A 25495-nucleotide genomic window follows, 5' to 3' on the forward strand; every position below is an offset into this window, starting at 1 on the left:
CAGAGAAGAGGCCCTATAGATGATAGACTGGATCAATTCCGTGTTCGACCGATTTTTCTCGCTGAATCCGATTCTGCTGAGCGTCCTGTTCACCCTGTTCTTCGCGGGCATGGCGTTCATGGCGCTGTTCATGCGGATGAAAGCGAGCAAACGCCCGCTCACCGCACGCAAGATCATGATGCCCCCCGTCGGGATGGCTACCGGCTTTTTCATGTTCGTGATCCGCGACATCCAGATTCCGTGGACAGGCGCGCTGATCGCGTTCCTCGTCGGCTGGTTCCTGTTCGCGTACCCGCTCATTCTCGGCACCAAGTTCGAGCAGATCGGCAGCGACCTGTTCGTCAAAAGATCCAAAGCGTTCCTGTTCATCCTCGTCGCGCTGATCGTGATCCGTCTGGCGCTGCACGGTTACGTCGAACGGTTCGTGACGCTTCCGCAGACCGGCGGCGTGTTCTTCATCCTCGCGTTCGGCATGATCCTGCACTGGCGCCTCAACATGCTGCTGCGTTTCAAGCGCATGACAGGCGGCTCGGAAGGCGGCGGCACGCCGGCGGGCGCGGCAAAAGCCTGAGACGCTGACGCAAACCGCCTCCGCGTTGCCCGAAACCCGCCGGGCGAACCGCGCGCATTCGCATTCGCATTCGCATTCGCATTCGCATTCGCATTCGCATTCGCATTCGCATTCGCATTCGCATTCGCATTCGCATTCGCATTCGCATTCGCATTCGCAAAGTATACGTCCCGGAATAACTGCGAGAAAACACTTATTTCGCTCCAAGAGCACCTTTTCGGAAAATAACTGCCCCAGAGCAGTTATTTTTTCATTTACAGCCGTCTTTCTCCCGTTTTCCGCCAAATAAGTGTTCTGAGGCAATTATTTCGAAAAAAGCAGCGGAATTCGGACAAATAACTGCTGCTGCGCAGTTATTTGCGCTGCCGTACCTGTTGTCCGCCTCTGCCGTGTCCGCAGGTTTGCGGAGCGGCACGGAATCCGGCGCCCACATGCCCTATCCACCAACGCGCGCACCAAAAAGACGCCTTCCTCCAGGGAAGGCGTCTTTCTTTTCCACACGCAGCCCGCAGTCACTCAGGCTCGAAGCTTAACGCTTCAGACTTTTGCCGTTCGTCGCGATGACGTCTTTGTACCAGTTGAACGATTTTTTCTTGTAGCGTTCAAGCGTGCCGCTGCCGTCGTCGTGACGGTCCACGTAGATGAAGCCGTAGCGCTTTTTGAGCTGCGCCGTGGAGGCGCTGACGAGGTCGATACAGCCCCAGGTCGTGTAGCCCATCACTTCGACGCCGTCTTCGATCGCTTCGCCGACCTGCACGAGGTGATCGTTCAGGTAGTTGATGCGGTAATCGTCTTCGACGGTCTTCTCGCCCTGATCGTTCGTGATCAGCTCGTCGACCGCGCCGAGTCCGTTCTCCACGATGAAGAGCGGCTTCTGGTATCTGTCCCAGAACGAGTTCAGCACGTAGCGCAGGCCCTGCGGATCGATCTGCCAGCCCCACTCGCTCGCTTTGAGGTGAGGATTCGGCACGCCGCCGAGCAGATTGCCTTCGCCCTGGATTTTTTTGTCCGGATCGGCCGTTTCGCAAATGCTCATATAATAACTGAACGAGATAAAATCGACCGTATGCTTGAGCGCTTCCGCGTCGCCGTCTTCGAATTTGATCTCGATGCCGTTCTCGCGCAGATAGCGCTTCATGTAGCCCGGATACACGCCGCGCACGTGGATGTCGGCAAACGCCATGTTTTTGTGATCGGATTCCATCGCCTGGATCACGTCGTCCGGGTTCGGCGTCAGCGGATAAATCGGCATGCTGAGCACCATGCAGCCGATCTGGAAGTCCGGGTTGATCTCGTGTCCGACTTTGACCGTCTTCGCGCTTGCGACCAGCTCGTGGTGAATCGCCTGGTACAGATCCTGTTTGCTGAGGTCTTTTTTCGGTGTCGAGATGCCTCCGCTCATGAACGGCGCTTCGAGGATCGAGTTGATCTCGTTAAAAGTCAGCCAGTATTTGACTTTGTCTTTGTAGCGCTTGAACACCGTCGTCGCGTAATGCACGTAGAAGTCGACCAGCTTGCGGTTGACCCAGCCGTCATACTGACGCGACAGATGCAGCGGCGTCTCGTAGTGGGAGATCGTCACGAGCGGCTCGATTCCGTATTTGCGGCATTCGTCGAACAGCTCGTCGTAGAACTTCAAGCCTTCTTCGTTCGGCTCGGCTTCGTCGCCTTTGGGGAAAATGCGCGACCAGGCGATCGAGGTGCGGAACACTTTGAAGCCCATTTCGGCAAACCATTTTACGTCTTCCTTATATCGGTTATAGAAGTCGATTCCGATCAGCTTCATGTTGTCTTCCGTCGGCGCTTCCGTGATCAGCGGATCTCCGCCGTGTCCCGCGAAGCCGCCCTTGGGCGTGACGTCCTGAATGGACCAGCCTTTACCGTCTGTCTGGTAAGCGCCTTCCAATTGGTTCGCCGCTACCGCGCCGCCCCACAAAAAGTTTTCCGGAAACTGCATGCTCATATCGATTCACTCCTGTGTGTTAGAATGGATAAAGAGGTCTTGAAGTCAGCATAAACCGTGAAACGCGTTCCACGTCAACCCCAAGGAGCCAGAAGATGTCCAATCTCGAAGAAATCGCCAAACTGAGCGGCTTTTCCAAAGCGACCGTCTCCCGCGTCCTGAACAAATCCCGACACGTCAGCCCATCCACCCGGGAAAAGATCCTGAACGTCATCCGCGAAATGGACTACGTGCCGAACCGCAACGCCGTCTCGCTCTCCAAAGGCAAAACGCTGCAAATCGGCATGGTGACGGAAAATATTAGCGAGATCATTCTCCCGTTCATGACGCGCTTCGTCGAAGTGGCGGCGGAGCACGGATTCCAGACGATCATCTACACGTCCGATTCCGATCGAACCCGCGAGCTTCAGGCGTTCGAAGATTTGAAGCAGAAAAGGGTCGACGGTCTGCTGATCATTACGTGCGTCAACGAACTGTCGCTCGTCAGCTCTTACGGCAAGTACGGCCCGATCGTCTCGTGGCAGCGGACAGACCGCCCGGATATTCCGTCCGTGGCGATGGACCAGTACGCCGGCTACCGGCTGGCGGTCGAACATCTGCTGTCGCTCGGCATCACCGACATCGCCAATGCGTTCGGGCGGCCAAACAGTCTCAATACGAAGCGGCGGGCGCAAGCCTACGAAGACCTCATGCACGAACGCGGTCTGGACATCCGGCGCGACTGGTACTTCAAAGCCGTCTACCATATGGAAAGCGGCCAAGAGACGGTTCGCCGGCTGTTGGCGGGTGCGGGGGATGAAGGCGCGGTGCTGCAAAAGAATCCGGCAAGAACATCCGGAAGTTTTGTAGTGCTGCAAAAAATCCCATCAGAGACATCTGGAATTTTCGTGGTGCCGCAAAAACTTCCGGAAGGAACATCCGGACTTTTCGCGGTGCCGCAAAAACTTCCGGAAGGAACATCCGGAAGTTTTGCGGTACCGCAAGCCATTATCTGCGCCAACGACTTCGTGGCGACGGGCGTGCTCAGCGAAGCGCGGAGACTCGGCTGGGACGTGCCGGGCGAGCTGAGCATCGTCGGGTTCGACAACATGCCGATCGCGGAGACGCTTGGGCTGACCACGATCCAGAATCCGATCCGGGATCAGGCTTATAACGCCTTCGCCCTGCTCTCTCCCGGCCTGCTCGGCGAGCAGCTGCCGCTCAAGCCGCTGGAATTCGGTCTGGTCGTGCGCGAGACGACGCAGAGCCCGGCCAGCAATGCAGTTCGCGGCACCTAAGCCGCACCTGACCTTACTAATTAGGAAGAAACCTGTTCCTCAAGTCTCACCAAATCCATGTACCACGAAAAGGAGCCGATCCGAAGATGGCCCGCAATACCCGGAGCTCCGCTCCCGTTCTCAAAATCGCCGCCGCCGTGTTGATGATGCTCGTTCTGATCGGTGGTGCCCTGCTGTACCTGCAGGATCGCGGCGGCTCGACGTCCACGGCCGGTTCGGCCGCTCCGCCCTCCGCGCCTGCCGCAGAAAGCGAAGTCCCGCCGCCCGACCAACCGCAGGCTTCCGCCGAGGAACCGCCGGCCGAAGCCGATCCCGCGGCCGACCGGATCGCGGCGATCGTCGCGCTCGCCGGGCAAGGCCGGATCGATACGGCCGACTTCACCGTCGGCCGTACCTCCCTAGGCGAAGTCGAGCGCAAATGGCAGTCCGCCGACCAGACTTCGGCGAACGGCAGCGCAACCTACGCCAAGTACGCGGCGCATGCCACAACGATCGGCTACAAAAACAAGGTCGTGACCGACCTGCGTTCAAACGCAGAATCGCTCGCGGAGATTCGCTACCGCGATATTCTCGACACGCTCGGCGAAGCGGACAGCGTCAACACGTACAAAGACGATACGGTCAACCAGCTCATTCTCGGCTATGACCTTCCCGGCGGCTACACGCTGCGCTGGGTGCTGCCCAAGCCGTGGGCCGGCGAAGGCGATACGGCGGAAGAGAATCCGCCGCTCGACCATATCTCGCTCGTCGGCCGGGCGTCGAAGCCCGCCGCGGCCGCTTCCGGCGAATCGCCCGACGCCGCCGCGCCGCAGGCTGACGGCGGCACCGCGGCGACTGGCACCGCGCCGGCCGCAGGCGCCGAAGCTGCCGCGGACGGATCGACGCCGTCATCTGCCGCTGCCGCCGCTGCGGGCGATACGGCCGGCCTGCTCGCCGGGCTGACGCTCGACGAGAAAATCGGCCAGATGGTCATCGCCGGCGTCGAAGGCACTTCGCTGCGCGAAGAAGATCGCGCGCTGATTCGCGATTACGGCGTGAGCGGAGTTATTTTCTACGCGGACAATATCGACTCGGCGGCGCAGACGAAAACGTTCGTCGCCGAAGTCCAAGCCGCGAATCCGAACGGCGAACTTCCGCTGCTCGTCAGCGTCGATCAGGAAGGCGGCCGGGTCGCGCGCCTCACAGGCGTGGACAAGATCCCGACCGCCGGCGCGATCGGCGAACGCGGCGACGCGGCTTACGCCCGTTCGATCGGCGAGCAGCTGGGCGACCAACTGCTCTCGCAAGGATTCAACCTCGATTACGCGCCCGTGCTCGACGTCAACAGCAACCCGGACAATCCCGTGATCGGCGACCGTTCGTTCGGCGCGGACGCGGCGCTCGTCTCGAAGCTCGGCATCCCGGTCATGCAGGGACTGGAATCCAAAAAGGTCATTCCGGTCGTCAAGCATTTCCCGGGCCACGGCGACACGTCGGTCGATTCGCATATCGCGCTGCCCGTCGTGGACAAAAGTCTGGAGCAGTTGGACAAGCTGGAGCTGATCCCGTTCAGAAAAGCGATCGACGCGCAGGCGGACGTCGTCATGATCGCCCATATTCTGCTGCCCAAGCTCGACAAGCAGTTTCCGTCTTCCCTGTCGCCCGCCGTCATGACCGATCTGCTGCGCGGCAAGCTGGGCTTCGACGGCGTGATCATGACGGACGACATGACGATGGGCGCGATCGCGGACAACTACGGAATCGGCGAAGCGGCCGTTCAATCGGTCGCGGCCGGCAGCGATATCGTCCTCGTGGCGCACGGCGCGGGCAACGCGATCGATACGATCGAGGCGATCAAGCAGGCGGTGCGCTCCGGCCAAATTTCCGAGTCGCGTATCGACGAGAGCGCAGCCCGGATTGTGGCGTTGAAAAAGAAGTATTTGAAGTAACGTATCTATCGCGAAAAAAAAGCGTCCAACCCCAAAAAACGCCATAAAAAAAACGAGCCCCGGTTTCCCGGCAGGCTCGTTTTTTCTCGCGCTTTTTATTTAGGCTTTTTTCGCGATTTTCAGTTCTTTTTTCATATAAAAATAAAAGACTGGTCTCGATTTTCGTGCCGGCCGTTAGACCTTGACGAGCTGCTTGCCGAGGTTCTCTCCGCTGAACAGTCCGAAGAACGCTTCCGGCGACTGCTCGAAGCCTTCGACGATATTTTCGCGGTATTTCAGACGGCCGTCCTTGAGCCAGCCTGCCATCTCCGGAATCGCTTCGCCGTATCGATCCTGGTATTGGCCGACGAGGAACCCTTTGACCAGAGCGGTACGGGTAAGCAGCAGCGGCAGGAAGCGGGGACCCGGCTCCGGTTCAGTCACGTTATACAGCGAGATCTGGCCGCACAGCGGCACGCGCGCGTTGGCGTTCAGCAGTTGGAACACCGCGTCGCTCACTTCGCCGCCCACGTTGTCGAAATAGACGTCTACGCCGTCCGGGCACGCGGCCGCAAGCGCTTCGTCCAGCGATTCGGTCTTGTAGTTGACGACGGCGTCGAAGCCGAGTTCTTCGGACAGATACCGGTTTTTCTCTTCCGAACCGGAAATGCCGACGACGCGTGCGCCTTTGATCTTCGCGATCTGGCCGACGATCATGCCGACCGCTCCGCCTGCGCCGGATACGACGACCGTCTCGCCTTCCTTGGGCTGCCCGATGTCCAGCAGGCCGAAGTAAGCGGTCAGTCCCGGCATGCCAAGCACGCCGAGTGCCGTCTGGATCGGAGCGAGGCTCTCGTCGACTTTGACCGCCAGATCGCCGTTCACGACGGCCTGCGTCTGCCAGCCCCAGCCTCCCTGCACGATATCGCCTTCTTTATAGGAAGAATGCCGGCTCTCCGTCACGCGTCCGACCGATCCGCCGCCGAATGTGCCGCCGATCTCGTACGGCTTGGCGTACGACTTGGTGTCGTTCATCCGTCCGCGCATGTAGGGATCGACCGACAAATACAGCGTCTCGACCGCGATCTCGCCGTCTTCGGGCCGGGCCGCTTCTTCCGTCTTCAATTCGAAATTTTCCCGCGTCGGCATGCCGTTCGGGCGGCTGGCCAGTACAAAGCGTTTGTTTTGCGTCATGGGTCTCCGTCACCTCCGTTAAAGTTCGCCGTTTGCCGGCAGTTGCTCCCTCACGAAAGCGGACTGCCGAAAAAGGCACCTCTATGTATTACCCTTTTGGCGCGAAAAAAGCCCGTTTTGGCCGCAATTGCTTCTTTTGTCCCTTTTCCTTTCATCGTATTCGCTCGAAATCGTCAATGGTGTCACGTATTGTAACATATTTCTGTATTTGTTGGCTGACAACCGTTCTTTTTTCCGTTAAAATGAAAAAAGTCACTTTCCTGAAAAATTTCATGTAAGTAAATAAATCATAAGCAAGAGGTGCGAATATGGGCAAAAAAAACCGTAAAGTCGCGATTATCGGCTCGGGTCTGGTCGGATCGAGCAGCGCTTACGCCATGATCAACCAGTCCATCTGCGACGAGATCGTGATCATCAGCCGCAATCACGAACATGCGCTGGCGCAGGCGCTCGATCTGTCCCACTGCGCGGACTTCACTTCGACGCGCACGCGCGTGCGGGCGGGGCGTTACGCCGACTGCGCGGACGCGGACATCGTCGTCCTGACGGCCGGCGCCAACGTCAAAGCCGGACAGAAGCGTATGGATATCATCGCCGAAGCCGCTTCGATCACGCGCGAAGTCGTCACGTCCGTCATGGGCAGCGGCTTCGACGGCATCTTCGTCGTAGCCGCGAATCCGGTCGACGTCGTGACGATGATCGCGGCCCAGGTATCGGGTCTGCCGCGCCACCGCGTGATCGGCACCGGCACGTCGATCGATTCCGCGCGGCTCAAAACGCTGCTGGCCGACGTGTTCCAGGTCGATCCGCGCAGCGTCCACGGCTACGCGATGGGCGAGCACGGCGAATCGCAGTTCGTCGCCTGGTCGCACGTCACGATCGGCGGCAAGCCGATGCTGCATATCGTCGAAGAGCACAAGCTGCGCTTCCCGGATCTCGACCTGAACGATATCGCGCGCAAGACGAAGGACGCGGGCTGGGAGATTTTCACCCGCAAAGGTTCGACGCAGTTCGGCATCGGCAGCGCGATCGCCTATATCACCCGTTCCATCCTGAACGACGATCACCGCATCATCGCCGTCTCCGCGATCCTCGACGGCGAATACGGCCAGCGGGACGTCTGCGTCGGCGTGCCCGCGATCATCGGCGACGGCGGCATCGAGGAACTGATCGAATTCAATCTGAACGACGAAGAGAAGATTCTGTTCGAGCGCTCGTGCGATATCATTCGCGCAGGCGTCGACAGCGTCGTGCAGCCTTCCTGAACGAACGGACGCGCAGCGGATATCCACGTGCTCCGATCTTGCCCAGCACCCGGTTTCGAACGTTTTCGCGAGTCTCGCGGAACCGGACGAAACCGGGTGCTTTTTTGTAGAAATGATCCGATTAAATTTTTCTCAACTTATCTGTTTACCTATAAAATCATGAAAAATTCCTCCGATATAAGGAGTTAGATTCGTCTACATTTAAGGGGGAAGTTTTTTGAAAGTTACCAAAAAAGTACTGGCATCTCTGGTCGTCACCGCAAGCCTGATGGGTTCGTTCAGCGCACAGGCAGCCCCGACATCCGAATTCAAAGATTTGGACAAAGCTTCCTCCTGGTCCCGCGACGCGATTACCCAAGCCAAACTGCTGAACCTTTTTTCGGGCGACGCGAACGGCAACTTCCGTCCTAACGACCAAATTACCCGCGAAGAGATGGCCAAAGTCGTCGTCGAACTGCTTCAGCTTCCGGTGAAGACTTCGAAGGCGCCTTCTTCTTTTAAAGACGTGTCCAGCACCGATTGGAGCGCGCCTTTCGTCGAAGCCGTGAGACTCGCGGGCATCATGGAAGGCGGAGGCGGCCAACTTTTCAAACCCAAAGAAAGGGTCACCCGTGAACAGCTTGCGGTCGTGATGGTCAAAATGCTGAACCTTCCGCGCCCAACGAACACCGATTCGCTGAAATCGCTAAAAGACGCGGCTGCAATTCATGGCTGGGCTTCCTTGTACGTGGCAAGCGCTCTCCAATCCGGCCTGATGATCGGAACGAACGGAAGCTTCGGACCTAACGCCGTCGCCAAGCGCGAAGAAGCGGCCATGGTCGCGGTACGGGCGTACCAAGCGAAGACGGAAGCGAGCCCGGTTCGGCCTTTGATCCCGACTCCTGCTCCTACTCCAGCTCCAGTACCCGTCCCGGTACCTAAGCCGGTTCCGACTCCGGTCCCTGTACCCGATCCGACTCCGATTCCGACGTACGTGGAGCCTGCGCCATCGACTCCGGCTCCTGCGCCGACTCCGGTACCGGTTCCCGATCCGACGCCCGTTCCGGTTCCCGGCAATAGCGCTCCATTCCTGACTTCCGTGAAGATTGAGGGCAAAGCGGCGGTCGGCCAAACGCTGCACGGCTCGTATACGTTCAACGATCCGGATGCAGGCGATACGGAGACGAACACTTCCTTCCAATGGTATGCGATCGACGCCAAAAACGATCGGACCGCTATCGCCGGCGCGACCGGCATCTCCTACGAGATCGCTCCGAACAACCTCGGCTCACGCATTGAATTCGAAGTGAGAACGAACGATTCGCGCGGCCTGGCCGGAGCGGCGGTCTCGGCCTTGTCTTCCGTCGTCAAAAAAGCCGACCTCCTCCCGTTCGCAACCAACGTGGGCATTCTCGGCAATCCGGAAGTCGGCCAGGTGCTGACCGGCTCGTATACGTTCAACGGCAATGGCAACGGCGAAGGCCGCTCGGTGTTGAAATGGTATCGCCTGGAGAGCGACGATACCCGAACCGAAGTCAAAAACGTCACCGAGAGTCCGGACAAGACTTATAGAGCGACGTCCGCAGACGTCGGCAAACGCATCCTATTCGAAGTGACGCCGATCGATTACATGAGCCGCACGGGCAAAGCCGAAGCTTCGGCCACGGACGTCATTCAGGAGTTCAACAACGCTCCTTATGCCACGAATATCATAGCGTCCGGCCTCCAAGAAGTCGGCCAGACGCTGACTGTCCAGTATACGTTCAACGATATGGACGGCGATGCTGAAAGCGACCCGACGATCCAATGGTATCGGATAAACGGCGAGTCCGTTATCCAAGTGATCCCGGGCGCGACGGCGCGGAGCTATACCCTGACTGCGGACGATGCCAATCAAAAGGTGATGTTCGAGTTGACCGTTCAGGACGCTCGCGGCAAAAAAAATGTTCCGATCCCGTCGTTCGCTTATCCGATCTCCCCGATCAACCATGCGCCGGAATCCCGGGATGTGACGCTGGACGGCAATCGCCTGGTCGGCAGCACTTTGCAGGCCAATTATGTCTTCTATGATGAGGACGGCGACGGCGAATCGGGAACCGTCATCAAATGGTATCGGACGAAGCCGGGCGAAGACAAACAGGAAATTGTAGGCGTAACAGGCAAATCGTATCTGCTGACTTCGGCGGACAGAGGCGCGTCCATCACGTTCTCGTTCACGCTCAGGGACGGACGTGGCAAAACCGCGCCTACTTATTCCATTTCGAGCGGCGAAATTTTCCAGACCCCGATCTGATCGGGTCCGGTCTGACTCGGTCTGATCCGGTCTGATCAGGTCTGATCGAGGGGCCCCTTGCGATAAGGCCAAATTCCATCTTCATTCTCGTTAAGCCGAAAAACCCTTGCGACGGAGTCGCAAGGGTTTTTCGTTATGCCGCTTTCGGGTCGGTCCCGTCTCCGCCCGAAGCGGGCTCAGCGGCTCCGGCGGCCGTTTTTTCTCAAGTTCGACAGGCCGAACACGCCGAACATCAGCGCCAGCGACAGGGCCATCGACGCGCAGAACACGACCAGCCCTTTGCCGTCGGCCAGCGAGGCCGCTTCCGGCTGAAGCCGTTCGAACGCGTCCGCCGACACGGCGAGTTCGCGGTTCAACGTCTCCTGCGCGCGGGCCGGGCTTGCGGACGCTGCGGACGCCAGTTCACCGACCAGAACGTCGGACTCCACGGACGCGGCCGAAGGTCCGGCAGACAGCACCGGCGCGGCCGCATGGGTCGAAGGGACGGCTCCCGTCAGGGAGAACGCGATCGCGACGGCCAGCGCCGCCGGAGCAAGCTTTCTTTTGAACATGATGGATATAACCTCCTGGGTACGTTTTCCTTTTTCTATATCAACGTCATTTCGGAACAAAACCTTAACAGCGAACAGCAAATTTTTCCGTTTTTTTATTCCGATCGCGGATTACTCCGCCTGTTCGCTGCTCTTCTTCAGACCGGCTTGCGGTTGAAATAGACCAGCCCGACAGCCAGAAACAGCGCGAAACTTCCTCCGATCGTCAGCAGCAGCGTTTGCGTCGGCGTCGCGAACGCGCCGAAATCGTAGCCGCCGCCCGCTTCCATCATGACCAGCATCGGCTGCGCCCACGGGTAATACGGGCCGTAGGTCGCCGAGTTCGAGATCAGGATATTGGGCACGGTGAACATCATGTTCAGCACGAGCGGAGCGGCGAAGCTGGTCCACATCGTGGACACGAACAGCTGCAGCGCGACAAGCGGCAGGCAGGCCACGAAGCCCAACACCGCCCGCTGGGCGAATTCGCCCCACGGCACGTACGAGAGATCGAACCCTTTGAGCAGGCCGACGCCCAGCACCGCGGCGAAGAACAGCAGCTGGCTGATCGCGAGCACGCCCGCTACGACCAGCAGCTTGGACAGGTACAGCGCGCTGCGCGAGACGGGCAGCGACAAGATCTGCTTCCAGCCTCCGCCCGCATGTTCGTAGCGGCAGACAAAAGCCGAGAAGATCCCCGCCATCATCGGCAGCAGCAGCATCGCGTGCAGCATCGTCATGACGAGCAGCAGGGCGAGCCAGCCCTCTGCATTGTTATCGACGCTTGAGAGCAGGCCGATCCCTGCACACAGAATCGGATCGATGATCGCCAGCAGCATGATCTGCGAGCGGCCGAGCTTGATCCGTTCGCTGCGCAGCGCCGAAATCCAGGTTGCCATATCAAGCCACGTCCTTTCTCGAGAAATGCATCGAGCCCAGCAGGTACAACACGGCGAACACGCCGACGCCCAGCCCGATAAACAGCGGCACTTCCTGGCCTTTGAGTACGGCGGCCGGCCAGGCGATCGGAACCGCTTCGCTCATCGCCAGGCCGAACACGGAGACGAGCGAGGCGGCGATACCGATCGAGATAGGAATCGCCTGATTGCGCACGGTCAGCGTCATCCAGAGCATGAAGCCGAGCATCGGCAGCGCGGCGAGCAGCGGATAGACGCCGAACTTCAGCAGGTCGAGTAGCGGGACCGGTCCGTCGAGCTTCAGGATCAGACCGACGGCCGCGACCGAACCGGCCAGCAGCACGCAGGCCGCGAGCAGCTGCACCATGCAGCAGAGAAACTTCGCCGCGAACACTTCGGAGCGGCGCACCGGCAGCGCCAGCACCTGCTTCCAGGCGTTCTGCCGGTTCTCGACGTTCGCGATCATCGACATCAGCAGCGTCATCGCCAGATAGATCGCGATCGGTACGAACAGGCCCGTCTCGTTCAGCAGGCCTGCCCACGGATCGGCCGCGTAGATGTCCCCTACGAGATAATCGTAGCGCAGGCCGAAGTTGAGCATCTGCATCGCCGCCAGGCCGACGGGGCCGATCAGGACGACCCACCAGATACCGGTCCGGCGCGTCTTGAGCAGGTCGGCTCTCAGCAGTTTGCCGATCATTGCGCCGCCTCCTTGCGCAGGCCGGCCGCTCTCGGCGCACCGGCGGCTGCCTGAAGTTCGGACACTTCCGCTTCCGAAGTTCCGCTGCCGGTCATCGTCAGGAACAGGTCTTCCAGCGACTTGCGGCGCTCTTCCACCCGGTAGATGCTGTGGCGGGCGTCCACCAGCGCGGACACGAGCCGGGCGATCTGCCCGTTGTCGATACCCTTGAACACGAGCTTGCCCTGATCGAGACGCGGGAAGCAGCCCTGCTCGCGCGCCGTGATCATCCCCGCTTCCGCGTCGGACAAGGCGATATGGATCTCGCTGCCCGCTTTGCGCTGCAGGTTCGGCATGCTGTCCTGGAAAATCATGCGGCCCTGATTGACGATGCCGACGCTGCTTGCCATCTGCTCGATCTCGCTCAGCAGGTGGCTGGAGACGAGCACCGTAATGCCCTGCTCTTTCGGCATTTTTTTGATCAACTCGCGAATTTCCAGAATGCCCGACGGGTCCAGCCCGTTCGTCGGCTCGTCGAGAATGAGCAGCTCCGGGCTGCCGAGCAGCGCCGCCGCGATGCCCAGACGCTGCTTCATGCCGAGCGAATAGCCTTTGACGGCACGTTTGGCGTCCTTGGTCAGGCCGACCGTGCCGAGCACTTCGTCGATCCGGCTTCGCGGCACGTTCAGAATATGGCGGAGCGTCTCCAGATTCTCGACCGCGTTCAGGTGGCCGTAATACGACGGATACTCGACGAGCGAACCGACGCGGCGCAAAATCTTGATCCGGTCGCGCTTCAGGTCCTGCCCGAACAGCTGCACGATGCCGCTGTCGGGCTTGATCAGGCCGAGCAGCATGCGGATCGTCGTCGTCTTGCCCGCTCCGTTCGGTCCGAGAAAGCCGTAAATTTCGCCCTGCGGGATCGCCAGATTAAGCGCTTCCACCGCCCGGGTCCCCCGGTATTTTTTGGTCAAGTTCCGGGTCTCGATCATCATCTCTGTCATGTCCCTCACCTCTTGTTCGTTATCGTTGCTTCTTATGATAGAGACGCCAGGTTAAAGGAAGGAGGGGCCCAAGTTTAAATTTCGTTTAAAAAACAAACAGCCGCATCCCCTCAAAAGGGCCTGCGGCTGTTTTTGATCTGTCTTTTCGATCCGTCTTTTCGCGTCTTCGTTTGGCTTCAATCTCTCGCTTCGACCGTTTGCTTCATATAGAAGACTTTCGCTCCCGAACGCTTAGTCCCGGCTTCCGGTCTGGCTTCGGCCGGCGTACGGGTAGATCGGATCTTTCAGTTCGAAATCGTACGTCGCGCCGTTCACGATGCCGACTGTCTGCTCGCTGTCGTACAGGTCGAGCAGGAAGCCGGCCATCTGCGCTCCGGTATGGAACTTGGCGACCCGGCCCGCATATTCGAATTCGTCGACGTCAAAAGAACGTTTGGCGAATTCGGTTTCCGTCGCGGCGGGAGCGAGCACTTTGGCGCGCATCGGCAGGTTTTTGCCTTTTAACTCCTGGGCGAGCCCTTCGGTAAAAGCGCTGACGTAGAACTTGGTCGCGCAGTAGGTTACCGCGTCGGCCACGATCGTATAGCCGCCGCCGGACGAAATGTTGAGGATCTGCGTGCCTTCTTGTTCCGCATAATCGCGTACGTACAGAGAAGACAGAATCGTCAGCGCTTCGATATTGAGATGGATCATCTGCTCGATCTTGGGCAGCTGCTGCTCTCCGACGGACGCGAAATTGCCGAAACCGGCGTTGTTGATCCACGTCTCGATCGAATAATCGGCCAGGCTCCCGTAAAATTCGTGCACGTTGGCCGAGACGGACAAGTCCACGGTACGGATCACGACGTCGAGACCGGCATCGATCTCCGCGACCTGCGCTTTGAGCCGCTCCAACTCTTCCGTGCGGCGCGCCGCCAGAATCAGGTTCTTGCCGCGGGCCGCGAACGCCAGCGCCGCTTCGTACCCGATGCCCGAACTGGCGCCGGTAATGACCGTATACTTCATGGATATTCCTCCTGGGGCTCCGATCGAATTTGGGTCTTGCGATCGGGCTATGCGTTGATTATAGTGATTAGAGCTAACTCTAAGTCAAGTTTAATTTCCAGGGAGGGTTCGGACATGTACACGATCGGCGAAACGGCGCAGCAGCTCGGTATCAGCGCACATACGCTCCGGTATTATGAAAAAGAAGAAATCGTTCGTCCGCTCCGGGATGCCGGAGGCGACAGAAGGTACGACGAATCGCATATCAAATGGCTGCAGTTCGTCATCAAGCTCAAGGAAACGCGGATGCCGATCGCTTCGATCAAGAAGTACGCTTCCCTCGTGATCGAAGGCGAACAGACGGCGGGCGACCGCCTGAACCTGCTGGCCGAGCACCAGCGCTCCATTCGGGCGCAGATGCAGACGCTTCAGGATGCGGACGAGATGCTGACGTTCAAGATCGCGTCCTACCGCACGTTGGCCGAAGCTTAGGCGCGGAAGAAGACTTACGCTTCCGGCACGAACCGTTCGAAGATCAGCTCGTAGAACGTCGCGATACCGTAACCCGAAATCGCCGGGGCGAAGATCTGATTCAATCTCCAGCCCTCCGCCGCATACTGATGCACGATGTCGTGGTAGGGCTCTTTGGGGTCCCGTTTGAAGCTGCTGAGTTCCACTTTGACGAATTTGTATTCATACATATCAGATTCCTCCTTCATTGTTCAGCAGCCCGCCTCGGCGGAGCTGCTGTTCTTCGATGCGCAGAAACACGCCGTACGACGCGACGTCGCCGCTCAGCGAACGGATCCACCGCAAGTATTCGGCGGCCGGACCGTCCTGCCGCTGCACGACGGCGCGCGCTTTGAGCAGCAGCGGCGACGGCTTGCCCGAACTGCCCGAATGCGGCTCAAGCCGCGCGTACAAAGCCTGCGCTTGTTCCTCTTCCCTCTTCCCCTGAAGCCGGACGACTTCCTCGCCCAGCACCATCAGCAGCGCGTCGCGCCGCGCTTTCGGCAGCTTGGCGGCGGACGCTTCGTTCCACGCCGCTTCCGCTTCTGCGGTCAACTGCCGGACTCCGGCTTCTTCTTCGCGCCCGCCCATCCACTTCACGTAATACAGCACGTACAGATCGTTCAGTTCGCGGCCCGCGCCGGCCGATTTGGGCGGCGTTGCGGCCAGTTCCCGCAGGTAGGCCCGGGCGGCTGTTTGCAAAAACGCAAGTTTGTCTTCATCTATCCGCTTGCCCTGGATCAGCACGGTCCATCCGAGCACCAGCGCGTGATTGCGGCGCCCGAGCAGGACCGTGTTGACGCCGTCGCTGAGCAGGGTCGCCAGACCGATTCCGATCGAGAGCACCGCGTACAATCCGGCGAGGCTCCACAGCTGCGGCGCGAAGACGTAAGCGGCAAGCCCGGTGAGCAGGCTGAACGCCGGCCCCGCCGCGCTGACGAAGCGCTGCGCCCGAATGGCCTGGCGAAACGAAGCTTCGTCCCGATACGGCTGAAGATCCGCCTGCATGGCGCCGAAGAACCATTTGTTCCGGAACGTAAAGCGGATGCGCCGCTCGGGGAACAACACGATAAACGGTCCCCAGTACAGCCGCGTTACGACGCTGCGCACGGCAAGCGCGCCGAGGATATGGCCGAATTCGTGCAGCAGGATCGCGAACATGGCCATCAGGGCGGCAGCCGCCAGCACGATGGCCGGCGTCCAGGCGCCGAAAGCTCCGGCGGCGCCACGTATCGCTTCGATCTCCCCGCTTCCCTGTTCGAACAAGCGGACCGCACCCCAGCCGACAAGCAGGCCGACGGCGGCTCCGAGCAGCAGCGGCATGACTTTTCTAAGCATGAACGATTCCTCCTTGAGATTCGGGATACGCCGCCTGGGCGGCGCTTCGGGTTACGTGACGTTTCTGGGTCACTCAGCATTTGCAGGTCACATGACGTTTTCAGATTATCCGACGTTTCTGGGTCACGCGACTTTTTCGGCGTCGGCGTCCGGGGCTGCGGCCTGCGACCGCGACGTTTTCGCCGCCGGGGAACCGAGCATCTTGAGCAGCGTCAGCAGCGAAGGCTTCTGCCCGTACAGCAGCACGCCGCCGCGGTAGATTCGGGCGGATACCCAGCCGACGACGAGTGTCGAGACGGCGAGGATCGCGAGCGGCAGCAGGATTTCGGCCAGAGCCGGATCGCCGGCGCCGACCCGGGCCAGCAGCACCATCGGCGTCAGGAACGGAATGTACGACGAGACGACCGCAAGCGTTCCGTCGGGATTGCCGAGCGAGATCATCGCGACCATGAATCCGGCCATCAGAAGCATCGAGACGGGCATGGTCGCCTGGTTCAATTCCTCGCTGCGGCTGACGGTCGAACCGGCGGCCGCGAACAGCGTCGAGTAGAAGAAGTAACCGAGTACGAACAGTGCCGCCGAGACGAACAGCGTTTGTCCGCCGAGGATCGACAGGTCGATCGACAGGCTGCCTATCGACAATCCGGTTCCCGTCCCCGCGAAGTTGACCATCAGCGCGCCGAAGCCGAAGATGATCGCGAACTGCAGGATGCCGGCAAGCGCCACGCCGGTAATTTTGCCCGCGAGCAGTTGGCCCGGACTTACTTTCGTGATCAGGATCTCCTGAATGCGCGAGCCTTTCTCGACCGATACCGAAGTCGCGACGTTGCCGGCGAACAGGTAGATCATGAAGAAGAGCAGCACGATCAGCGCGTAGACCGGCAGGTACGTCTCGGCCATCGACCTGCCGCCGCCGATCTCGTTCCAGGCGAAGTCCGGCTGCGCGGTAATCGCCGCGGCTTGGGCGGTCGTCAGTCCCAGTGCGTCGATGCGGGCATTCGCGTTCAGGCGCTCGATATACGAAGTGAGGTTCTGCGCGAAATCGACGTCTTCCCGGCGGTTCACCGACAGCGTGACGCGCGGGGCCGCCGCGGCATCGGCGCCGTTCTCGATCCGCACGACCGCCGCGAGGTCTTCGCCCTGCAGGCGGGCCGTCTCGGCCGCGCTTTCGCCCGGCTGCGCCAGTTCCCAGGCATAGGCCGGGGAGACGGCGCTGCCAAGGCTCTCCTGCGTAATCGCCAGCCGCGACTCGTTGATGACCGCGACCGTGCCCTGCGTCGGCGCCGGATCACCGAGGAATCTCGGGATCAAGACGACCGCCGCGATCAGCGCCACCAGCAGCAGCGTCATCCATTTGAACGAATGGGAACGAACGCGCTCCCTGAACGAATAGCCGAATACGATTCCGAATGCTCTCATACCGCTTCTCCCACCTTTTCAATGAAGATTTCGTGCAGCGTCGGTTCCTTGATCTCGAATTTGAGCAGCGGAATTCCGGCTTCCCCGAGCTTACGCATCAGTTCGTGCGCCTGCGCTTCGCCGCTGACCTTGACCGTCCATTCCTGCGCGTCGCGCCGCACGTCCGCAAAGCCTCCACCGCCCAGCAGCGGCGCAAGATCGGTCTCGCTGCGCAGAACGAGCTGGCTGCGTCCGTAAGAGCTTTTGATCTCGGACAGCTTGCCGCCGATCCGCACGCGTCCTTGCTTCATGATCGCGATATTTTCGCAAAACTGCTCGACCTGCATCATCTGATGGCTGCAAAAGACGAGCGCTTTGCCCGACGCAATCTGTTCCTTGACCACCGAAGCCAGCATGTCCGAATTGACCGGATCGAGCCCGCTGAACGGTTCGTCCAGAATGACCAGTTCGGGATCGTGCATAAGCGCCGAGATGATCTGCACTTTCTGCTGATTGCCCTTGGACAGCTGCTCGACCCGCTTGTGTTCGTGCTCCGCGATACCGAGACGCTCCAGCCAACTTCTCAGCGCCCGGTGCGCCGCCTGCTTGCGCATGCCTTCGAGGCGGGCCAGGTACACCAGCTGTTCGCTCACCGTCTCCTTCGGATACAAGCCGCGTTCTTCCGGCAGGTAGCCGACGCTCGGGCGGTTCGCCAGAAACGGCCTGCCGTTCCAGAGCACTTCGCCTTCTTCGTGCGCCAGCAGTCCCAGCACCGAACGGATCGTCGTCGTCTTGCCCGCGCCGTTGCCTCCCAGCAGCCCGAACGCTTCGCCGGCTCGCACCGTCAGCGAAACGTCGTCTACCACGACCTTGTCCCCGTACCGTTTGCCCAAATGTTTGATCGAAAGTGTCATCTTGATCGCTCCCTTCATTCTGTTCGATAGATTCGATAAGTTTCGCCGCTGATTCGTTTCGCGCTGCGGCGGCGGGGTGTGTATGTACAGTGATTACTGTGTATGTCTATATGCACACTATATTACGGAGGCGTTCCTGCTGTCAAATCTTTTTGCGAAAAAAGAACAAGCCCGCCAGAGAAACGGCAGGTTTGTCAAGCGGCACAAACCGCGCCGCATCAACGTTCTTGCGGACAGTAGACGTCGCAAAAAAACGCTTGGGCGCCGTTATCGAACCGGGCGCGCCAAGCGCTTGGAAGTGTGTATATAGAGGCGAAACACTGTGTATAGCGAAGACACAGCCTGCGCCTGCAAAAAAGTGGTCCGCTCTGCTCCGCCATCCGGATCTGCACTCCGTCAGCCGTCGCTCCGGGCCGAATCGCCCGCCGCCGCGCCGGGCGGCCAAATCGCGATCACCGTGCCGCCTGCGCCGCTCTCGATGCTCCAGTCCATCCCCATCTCGCGGATCATCAGCTCCACGATCGACAAGCCGATCCCCGCTCCTTCGGCGGGGTTGCGGCGCGGCGGCGCTTCCGATTCAAGCGGCCGGCTGATCTCGGCCGAGGCTTCGCTCCCCGCGCCCGCCGGCCCCGGCAGCCCCGGGCCTTTGTCGCGCACCAGCAGCGGGCGCCGCCCGCCTTGGCCTTCCGCGCCGAGCGCCAAGCCGACATAGCGCCCTTCCTTCGCATGGCGCACCGCGTTCTGGAACAGGTTGTCCAGAATGCGGACAAACCATTCCCGGTCGACGCGCCAGACCAGCGCTTCGTCCGGCAGGTCGGCATCGACTTCCATGCCTTCCTTCTCGAACACCGGATACCACTGCGCGGCGGCCGTGCGCACGATACGCAGCACGTCCGCGTCTTCCATCCGCATCGGATAGCGCCCGGCGGCGATCAGCGTGTACGACAGCAGATTGTCGATCAAGCCGCCGAGATCGTCCAGCTTGCGCTCCATCAGCGCCAGCGATTCGCGCCCGCGTTCGCCAAGCGGCTCGGCTTCGAGCGAATACGCATGGCTGCGAATGACGGTCAGCGGAGTGCGCAGATCGTGCGACAGGTTGGCGATCAGCTTCTTGCGCAGTTCTTCTTCTTCGCGTTCGCGTTCGCGGCCCGCCCGCAGCTTCGACACCATCTCGTCGAACGTGCCGCCGAGCGCCGCGATCTCGTCATGCTGGGGATCGGGGCCGATCGGGATCGGCATGCCGTCGCCGTCGTAGGACGTCATCGCGGCCTGCAGCCGGACGAGCCGCCTGCGAATCCGGTAGAAGAACGTCCAGGACAGCACCGCGAACAGCACGAGCAGCAGCACGAACAGCGAGACCGCCACGATCTGCGGCAGCCGGGCGTTCTGGTCGGGCACGGACGAAGCCGTCCATTCCCGGGAGACACGGGCGGCCAGTATGCCTTGCCGTGCGTCGCTCAGGCCGTCTTCCTGCTCCCCGACAAAAGCGACCACGGTAAAATCGGGCGCGTTAACGCCCGTCGAACGCTTCATGAACTCGGCTGTCCAGCCGGGCGTCCACACTTCGGGAATGTCCGGCTGCGGCGGATCGGTCACAATCGTCCGGCCTTGCCCGTCCGTCGCGACGACCGACACGAGCGGATTGGCGGCGCGGAATTTGCGCATCGCTTCGACGATCTCGGCGGCGCCGGCTCCGTCCAGCCCGGCGGCCAGTTCGTGCCAATCGCTCTCCAGAGCCCAGGTCGATACGTTTTTCTTGGGATCGATCTCCGCCGCGCGGGGCTGCCAGATCAGATACGTATAGCCGAGATAGAGCAGCGTGACGAAGATAAGAATGATCGGCAGCAAGAAAACGGCGAACCCGATCAGCATCAGGTAGCGGGCCATCAGCGAGTCGCGGAATTTCATGCCCGATTGGTGGCGCCTTTTCATCCTCTCACCCGGTAACCGATGCCCCGGACCGTCTCGACGATCGCCGGACTGCCGGGATCGATTTCGATTTTCTCGCGCAAATACCGGATATGGACCATCAGCGTCTTGTCTCCGTCGAGATACGGTTCGCCCCATACCGCTTCGTAGATCTGTTCCTTCGTCAGAATCTGGCCGATATGGCGCAGGAAATACATGAAGATATGAAACTGCTTGCCGGTCAGCGCGATCTCTTCGCCGCTCTGCGCGTCGACGATCCGGCTCTCGCGTTCGTACACGAGCAGATGCCCGATCGCTCTCGCTTCCGGCTCGGCCGGCGCGCTGCGGCGCAGCATCACTTCGATGCGGGCGGCCAATTCGTCCGGATGAAACGGCTTGGTCAGATAATCGTCGGCAAAACGCAGCGCTTCAAGTTTGTCGTCGATCGACGTCCGCGCCGACAGCATCATGACCGGCAGCGACGGATGGTCGCGCTTGAGCCGCTGGCCGACCGTGAACCCGTCCAGGCCGGGCAGCATGATGTCCAGCACCGCCGCGTCGCAGTCTCCCGCGGCGGCGGATGCCCCGTCCCCGCTTTCGAGCCAGACGACGCCGTAGCCCCGTTCTTCCAGATTGCGCACGACCCATTCGCCGATCTGCCGTTCGTCTTCGATATACAGCACCTTTTTTTTGGTCACTTCTCAAGTCCTCCCACTTCAATCGCTCGGGCCGCCGCGCGCCTATCGCCGCCGGTGCCCGTCCTGCGTCCATGATACCAGCATTTGCGTATTCAGGCACACTCGCGCTTTTTCCATAATCTGTTTTTTGGCAAAAAAGCCCGTTTCTGCCCGCCTTGCGCAGGGGTAATGAAGAGTATTGTTTAGGTCGTCCCCTTCCGCTTCATTTTGCCGCCTTTTTCCCTGACCCGTATAGCCTGACCATCCATCATTGAGGAGGGAACCCGCCATGATTCCTGTCGCCGTCTTTTGGATGCTTGGAGCCGCCCTGCTCGCCGGCAGCGTCACCGGCCTGCTGCTGCGCTCCGCGCGCAGCCGCCGGTCCTCCGGCAATATCGTCGATCTCGCTGCCGCCCGCCGCCGCAAGCTCAACAACGTGTCCGTTCCTGCCAAGCCCGTCGAAGCGGATCTTCGCAAGCCCAAACGTTCGGTCGCGGGCGGGGAAGTTCGCGCTTTTGTTCCCAAAAGCCCGGAAGCCCGGTCTCAGGCGTGTTCCCGCTGCCATAAGAAAAACGGTCCGGTCGGCTTCTACGTCGACGATTACGGCAGCCTTGTCGGCCTCTGCAAAGAATGCCGCAAATCGGCCAAAAATCGCGACCTGATGCCGCTCTGACCGCAGACGATGCTTCACGTGGAACTTTTTCCCAACTTTTATCAACGGCCTTTTTCCGGGCAGAACCCCGGTAAAAGGCCGTTTTTGCCGCTGCCCACTTTTTGTCTGTTTCTCGCTTCCCCGTTCGCGGGTATACCAATCTTGTCGGTCCAGGACCGAAAAAGGTTTACCGAACGCCACCATTCCAACACTCAAGGGGGAAAACCGATGCTGCTTGAAGCGATTGAGCACCGGCCGAAGCTGAACTGGGCCTATACCGTGGACAACGAGACGATCCACCTGCGGATTCGCACGAAGAAAAAAGACGTGGAGCGCGTATTCGTGATCGGCGGAGACAAATATGCGTGGGACCGCACCCGCGAAGAGAAGTCCATGCGCGTATTCGCGTCCGACGCCCTGTTCGATTATTGGGAATGCGAGATCAAGCCGCCTTATCGCCGCCTCAAATACGGTTTCCGGCTGGAAAACGGCGCGGAAAAAGTCTGGATGAACGAAGACGGCTTCCATCATACGGAGCGCGAGACGTCCGACGATTTCTACGAGATCGCCTACATCAATCCGGAAGACATTTTGCAAACGCCGGACTGGGCCAAAAACGCTGTCTTTTACCAGATCTTCCCCGAGCGTTTCGCAAACGGCGACAAGTCCCGCGACCCGGAGAACGTGCAGCCGTGGGGCGGCAAGCCGGAAGTGGACAGCTTCTTCGGCGGCGACCTGGAAGGCGTGCGCCAGCATCTGGACTACATCGCGGATCTCGGCGTCAACGCGATCTATTTTACCCCGATCTTCAAAGCGCCGAGCAACCACAAATACGATACCGAAGACTATATGCAGCTCGATCCGCATTTCGGCGATATTGACACGCTCAAGAAGCTGATCGCGGAATGCCACGGCCGCGGCATCCGCGTGCTGCTCGACGCCGTGTTCAACCATTCGGGCAAAACGTTCAAGCCGTTCGTCGACGTGAAGGAAAAAGGCGAGCAATCGCAGTACAAAGACTGGTTCCACATCCGCGAATTCCCGATCGACGTCAAGGACGGCATCCCGACGTACGAGACGTTCAGCTTCGAGCCGAACATGCCGAAGTTCAACACGGGCCACCCGGAAGTCAAAAAGTATCTGCTCGAAGCGGCCCGCTACTGGATCGGCGAGATCGGCTTCGACGGCTGGCGGCTCGACGTGGCGGACGAAGTGGACCACAAGTTCTGGCGCGAATTCCGCAGCGTCGTCAAGGAAGCCAATCCGGAAGCGTACATTCTGGGCGAACTGTGGCATGAAGCGACGCCGTGGCTGCAGGGCGACCAGTTCGATTCCGCGATGAACTATCCGTTTACGTACGCGGTCCGGAACTTCGTTGCGCTCGGTCAGACAGACGCGCTCAAATTCTCCCATTCGCTCGCGACGCAGCTGGCGCGCTATCCGCTGCCGGTCAGCCAGGCCGCGTTCAACCTGCTCGACAGCCATGACACGGAGCGCATGCTGACGGTAGCCGGCGGAGACAAAAACAAGCTCAAACTGTCCGTCGCCATTCAGATGACGTATCCCGGCACGCCGTGCGTCTACTACGGCAGCGAGATCGGTATCGACGGCGGCGCGGACCCGGACTGCCGCAAATGCATGGAGTGGGAGACGTCGAAGCAGGATCTGGAACTGCACGCGTTCTACCGCAAGATGATCGCCCTGCGTCTGGAGCACAGCGCGCTGCGCACCGGCAGCTTCGACGTGCTGCACGCCGAAGAAGGCGGCCGCGCGATCGCGTACCGCCGGCAGGACGACGCGGGCACGTTCGTCGTCGCTCTCAATGCGTCCGAATCGGCGCAGAGCATTGAAGTGGACGCAAGCGAAGCCGCAGCGTGGAGCGTGCTGTACGCGGGCGGCGCCGATACCGAGTCGCAGTCGGAAGGCAGCCTGGACGCGAACAGCGGCAAGCTGACGATCGAACTGCCGGCCTACGGTTATACGGTGCTGCGGGCGCAGTAACGAACGGAGCGGGCGGCCCCGGCGGCCCGCGTCATGCCCGAACGCGACGTTTAGGCATGGAACAAACGAAAGACCCGGCGCCGAAACGGCCCGGGTCTTTTGCTTGTTCAATTCGGTTCGCGGCCCGGCTTCAGCTCGAACAGCTGGAACCGCCGGTGTTCTTCCATCTGCTCGATCAGCGCAGGCGCGCCGGTCAGATCGAAGATCACCCGGTCCCAGAAACGCTGGGCCGGAATATTGTTCGCCAGTTGGTGCAGCCCCCAGCGGCCGGCCTTCGTCTCGAACACGAGCCGGGCAGCGCGGCTGCCGACGCCCGTGCGGCGGTATTTGCGCATCACGAAGAACTGCGCCAGGTAAGCCGCTTCGTTCTCCCAAAATTCGTGGACCATCGCGAAGCCCGCAATTTGCCCGTCCGCGAGAATGAGGTACGCGCAGTTGCCGCCCCACTTTTTCCAATACAGCTCGAACTCCGCGAAGTAAGGATACGTCCCGTCGGGGCGAACGCTCATGCCGGTAAATTCGCTAAAATCGTACAAATACAACTGCCACAGCCGTTCGAACAGTTCTCGGTCGGCGCTTCGGGCTTTCCTGATCTCCACATGTTCGATGTTCATTCGCCAAGTCCCCTAGTCTGTGTCGTGTCTTCTCTAATCTACCAAACGCTTTTCGAAAAATCCATTCGCGGCCCGGTCTCCTCGGTCTCAAGACCGTTGCCACCGACCGTCCGGGGGACTATGATAGGAAAAAACGCGCAGGCGGGCGTCATCGCCATTTCCTTCAAGGAGTGAACGTTATGATCTACAGCGGCGAGCAAGAACCCTCGATCCGCCTGATTGAAGATACCCTGCTGCCGGATGTGCGTCTGGAGAGCGTCGATCCTTTTAATCCGGTCGTGGTGCACCATGCGCCTTCGGGTTGGACGGTGCTTGGAGCGGGCAATTACGCGGCCGTCTTCGAACACCCGATGCTGCCCGGCAAAGTGGTCAAGATCTATGCGCCGGGCCGCCCCGGCTGGCAGGAAGAATGCGACGTATACGAGAAGCTGGGGCAGCACCCCGCTTATTCGACGCTGTACGCGGCGGACGTGTACGGCGAACATGGCTACCTTGTCCTCAAGAAGCTCGAAGGCAAGACATTCTATAACTGCCTGCGCGACGGTACCCGAATTCCGGAGAAAGCGGTCCGCGACGTCGACAAAGCGCTGGACTACGCGCGCTCGCGCGGCCTCAACCCCAAAGACGTGCACGGCAAAAACGTCATGCTCAAAGACGGCCGCGGCCTGGTCGTGGACATCTCCGACTTTTTGCAGGAAGGCCCGTGCATCATGTGGAAAGACCTCAAAAAAGCGTATTTCAAGCTATATAAGCCGCTCATGCCCAAACGCGCTTTCCCGATGCCCGACTGGTCGATGAATCTGATCCGCTTCCTCTACCGCCGCCTGCGCAAAAAGTCCCGTCTCGACGGCCGGCACCCGCAGGGCAAACGGTACAAGGTGAAGCCGCGGAAATCGGGATAAAGGCAGCCCCGGCCCGGC

The 25495-nt window shown here is 60.2% G+C and carries 23 protein-coding genes; 9 read left to right on the forward strand and 14 right to left on the reverse strand.

Translation table 11 applies throughout. The features are described from left to right. Positions 1-19 precede the first annotated feature (19 nt). Positions 20-571: a CcdC family protein gene (locus FTE24_RS11625; protein WP_141448292.1), complete on the forward strand. Its 552-nt coding sequence runs from the start codon at positions 20-22 to the stop codon at positions 569-571. Positions 572-1100: 529 nt separating this feature from the next. On the opposite strand, the gene FTE24_RS11635 is transcribed toward FTE24_RS11625, so the two are convergent. Then, complete coding sequence (locus FTE24_RS11635; protein ID WP_150234671.1) at positions 1101-2534, reverse strand: glycoside hydrolase family 1 protein; 1434 nt, start codon at positions 2532-2534, stop codon at positions 1101-1103. Positions 2535-2629: 95 nt separating this feature from the next. Here FTE24_RS11635 and FTE24_RS11640 point away from each other — a divergent pair, with 95 nt between their 5' ends. Further along, positions 2630-3811, forward strand: a complete 1182-nt coding sequence (locus FTE24_RS11640; protein ID WP_150234669.1) for a LacI family DNA-binding transcriptional regulator — start codon at positions 2630-2632, stop codon at positions 3809-3811. An 86-nt stretch (positions 3812-3897) separates the two neighbouring features. Then, a complete protein-coding gene (gene nagZ / locus FTE24_RS11645) occupies positions 3898-5739 on the forward strand; it encodes a beta-N-acetylhexosaminidase (RefSeq protein WP_150234667.1) in 1842 nt (613 codons plus the stop codon). Between the two features lie 174 nt (positions 5740-5913). Here the strand turns inward: nagZ and FTE24_RS11650 are convergent, their stop codons facing one another. Continuing rightward, the gene (locus FTE24_RS11650; RefSeq protein ID WP_150234665.1) at positions 5914-6912 is read right to left on the reverse strand and encodes an NADP-dependent oxidoreductase; all 999 of its coding nucleotides are present in this window, start codon (positions 6910-6912) and stop codon (positions 5914-5916) included. A 308-nt stretch (positions 6913-7220) separates the two neighbouring features. Between FTE24_RS11650 and FTE24_RS11655 the strand changes: the two genes are divergently transcribed. Together FTE24_RS11655 and FTE24_RS23480 are read left to right on the forward strand one after the other, a co-directional pair. After that, the gene (locus FTE24_RS11655; RefSeq protein ID WP_150234664.1) at positions 7221-8177 is read left to right on the forward strand and encodes an L-lactate dehydrogenase; all 957 of its coding nucleotides are present in this window, start codon (positions 7221-7223) and stop codon (positions 8175-8177) included. A 217-nt stretch (positions 8178-8394) separates the two neighbouring features. After that, a complete protein-coding gene (locus FTE24_RS23480; protein WP_150234662.1) occupies positions 8395-10449 on the forward strand; it encodes an S-layer homology domain-containing protein in 2055 nt (684 codons plus the stop codon). 176 nt (positions 10450-10625) lie between these two features. Here FTE24_RS23480 and FTE24_RS11665 read toward each other — a convergent pair whose 3' ends face one another. The 5 genes from FTE24_RS11665 to FTE24_RS11685 form a co-directional block, all read right to left on the reverse strand. Then, complete coding sequence (locus FTE24_RS11665; protein ID WP_150234660.1) at positions 10626-11000, reverse strand: hypothetical protein; 375 nt, start codon at positions 10998-11000, stop codon at positions 10626-10628. Positions 11001-11137: 137 nt separating this feature from the next. Continuing rightward, positions 11138-11878 (reverse strand): ABC transporter permease, encoded by a 741-nt coding sequence (locus FTE24_RS11670; RefSeq protein ID WP_150234657.1) that lies wholly within the window; start codon positions 11876-11878, stop codon positions 11138-11140. 1 nt (position 11879) lies between these two features. Then, on the reverse strand, positions 11880-12596 hold the full coding sequence (locus FTE24_RS11675; protein WP_150234655.1) for an ABC transporter permease: 717 nt from the start codon (positions 12594-12596) through the stop codon (positions 11880-11882). Continuing rightward, entirely contained in the window at positions 12593-13579 is a 987-nt protein-coding gene (locus FTE24_RS11680) for an ABC transporter ATP-binding protein (protein ID WP_150234653.1), read from the reverse strand. The genes FTE24_RS11675 and FTE24_RS11680 overlap by 4 nt, the downstream gene beginning before the upstream one ends. A 231-nt stretch (positions 13580-13810) precedes the next feature. Beyond that, entirely contained in the window at positions 13811-14584 is a 774-nt protein-coding gene (locus tag FTE24_RS11685; protein WP_150234651.1) for an SDR family NAD(P)-dependent oxidoreductase, read from the reverse strand. A gap of 114 nt (positions 14585-14698) precedes the next feature. Between FTE24_RS11685 and FTE24_RS11690 the strand changes: the two genes are divergently transcribed. Then, positions 14699-15055, forward strand: a complete 357-nt coding sequence (locus FTE24_RS11690; RefSeq protein ID WP_150234649.1) for a MerR family transcriptional regulator — start codon at positions 14699-14701, stop codon at positions 15053-15055. Positions 15056-15069: 14 nt separating this feature from the next. Here FTE24_RS11690 and FTE24_RS11695 read toward each other — a convergent pair whose 3' ends face one another. From FTE24_RS11695 to FTE24_RS11720, 6 genes are all read right to left on the reverse strand, one after another. Continuing rightward, a complete protein-coding gene (locus FTE24_RS11695) occupies positions 15070-15264 on the reverse strand; it encodes a DUF4177 domain-containing protein (RefSeq protein WP_141448281.1) in 195 nt (64 codons plus the stop codon). A gap of 1 nt (position 15265) precedes the next feature. Further along, positions 15266-16411, reverse strand: coding sequence for a site-2 protease family protein (locus FTE24_RS11700; RefSeq protein WP_150234646.1), 1146 nt, complete (start codon positions 16409-16411; stop codon positions 15266-15268). Positions 16412-16534: 123 nt separating this feature from the next. Beyond that, complete coding sequence (locus FTE24_RS11705) at positions 16535-17830, reverse strand: ABC transporter permease (protein ID WP_150234643.1); 1296 nt, start codon at positions 17828-17830, stop codon at positions 16535-16537. Then, positions 17827-18723 (reverse strand): ABC transporter ATP-binding protein, encoded by an 897-nt coding sequence (locus tag FTE24_RS11710; RefSeq protein WP_150234641.1) that lies wholly within the window; start codon positions 18721-18723, stop codon positions 17827-17829. The genes FTE24_RS11705 and FTE24_RS11710 overlap by 4 nt, the downstream gene beginning before the upstream one ends. 396 nt (positions 18724-19119) lie before the next feature. Next, on the reverse strand, positions 19120-20631 hold the full coding sequence (locus FTE24_RS11715) for a sensor histidine kinase (protein WP_160441734.1): 1512 nt from the start codon (positions 20629-20631) through the stop codon (positions 19120-19122). A gap of 20 nt (positions 20632-20651) precedes the next feature. Next, complete coding sequence (locus tag FTE24_RS11720; protein WP_150234637.1) at positions 20652-21329, reverse strand: winged helix-turn-helix domain-containing protein; 678 nt, start codon at positions 21327-21329, stop codon at positions 20652-20654. A gap of 268 nt (positions 21330-21597) precedes the next feature. Here FTE24_RS11720 and FTE24_RS11725 point away from each other — a divergent pair, with 268 nt between their 5' ends. Both FTE24_RS11725 and FTE24_RS11730 read left to right on the forward strand, forming a co-directional pair. Next, positions 21598-21981: a hypothetical protein gene (locus tag FTE24_RS11725; protein WP_150234635.1), complete on the forward strand. Its 384-nt coding sequence runs from the start codon at positions 21598-21600 to the stop codon at positions 21979-21981. Positions 21982-22188: 207 nt separating this feature from the next. Beyond that, positions 22189-23961 (forward strand): glycoside hydrolase family 13 protein, encoded by a 1773-nt coding sequence (locus FTE24_RS11730; RefSeq protein WP_150234633.1) that lies wholly within the window; start codon positions 22189-22191, stop codon positions 23959-23961. Between the two features lie 107 nt (positions 23962-24068). Here FTE24_RS11730 and FTE24_RS11735 read toward each other — a convergent pair whose 3' ends face one another. Beyond that, positions 24069-24575: a GNAT family N-acetyltransferase gene (locus tag FTE24_RS11735; RefSeq protein ID WP_150234631.1), complete on the reverse strand. Its 507-nt coding sequence runs from the start codon at positions 24573-24575 to the stop codon at positions 24069-24071. A 179-nt stretch (positions 24576-24754) separates the two neighbouring features. Here FTE24_RS11735 and FTE24_RS11740 point away from each other — a divergent pair, with 179 nt between their 5' ends. Beyond that, entirely contained in the window at positions 24755-25477 is a 723-nt protein-coding gene (locus tag FTE24_RS11740; RefSeq protein ID WP_150234628.1) for a serine/threonine protein kinase, read from the forward strand. Positions 25478-25495 lie beyond the last annotated feature (18 nt).

Source organism: Saccharibacillus sp. WB 17 (assembly GCF_008634075.2).
In the GTDB taxonomy this organism is placed as follows: Bacteria; Bacillota; Bacilli; order Paenibacillales; family Paenibacillaceae; genus Saccharibacillus; species Saccharibacillus brassicae.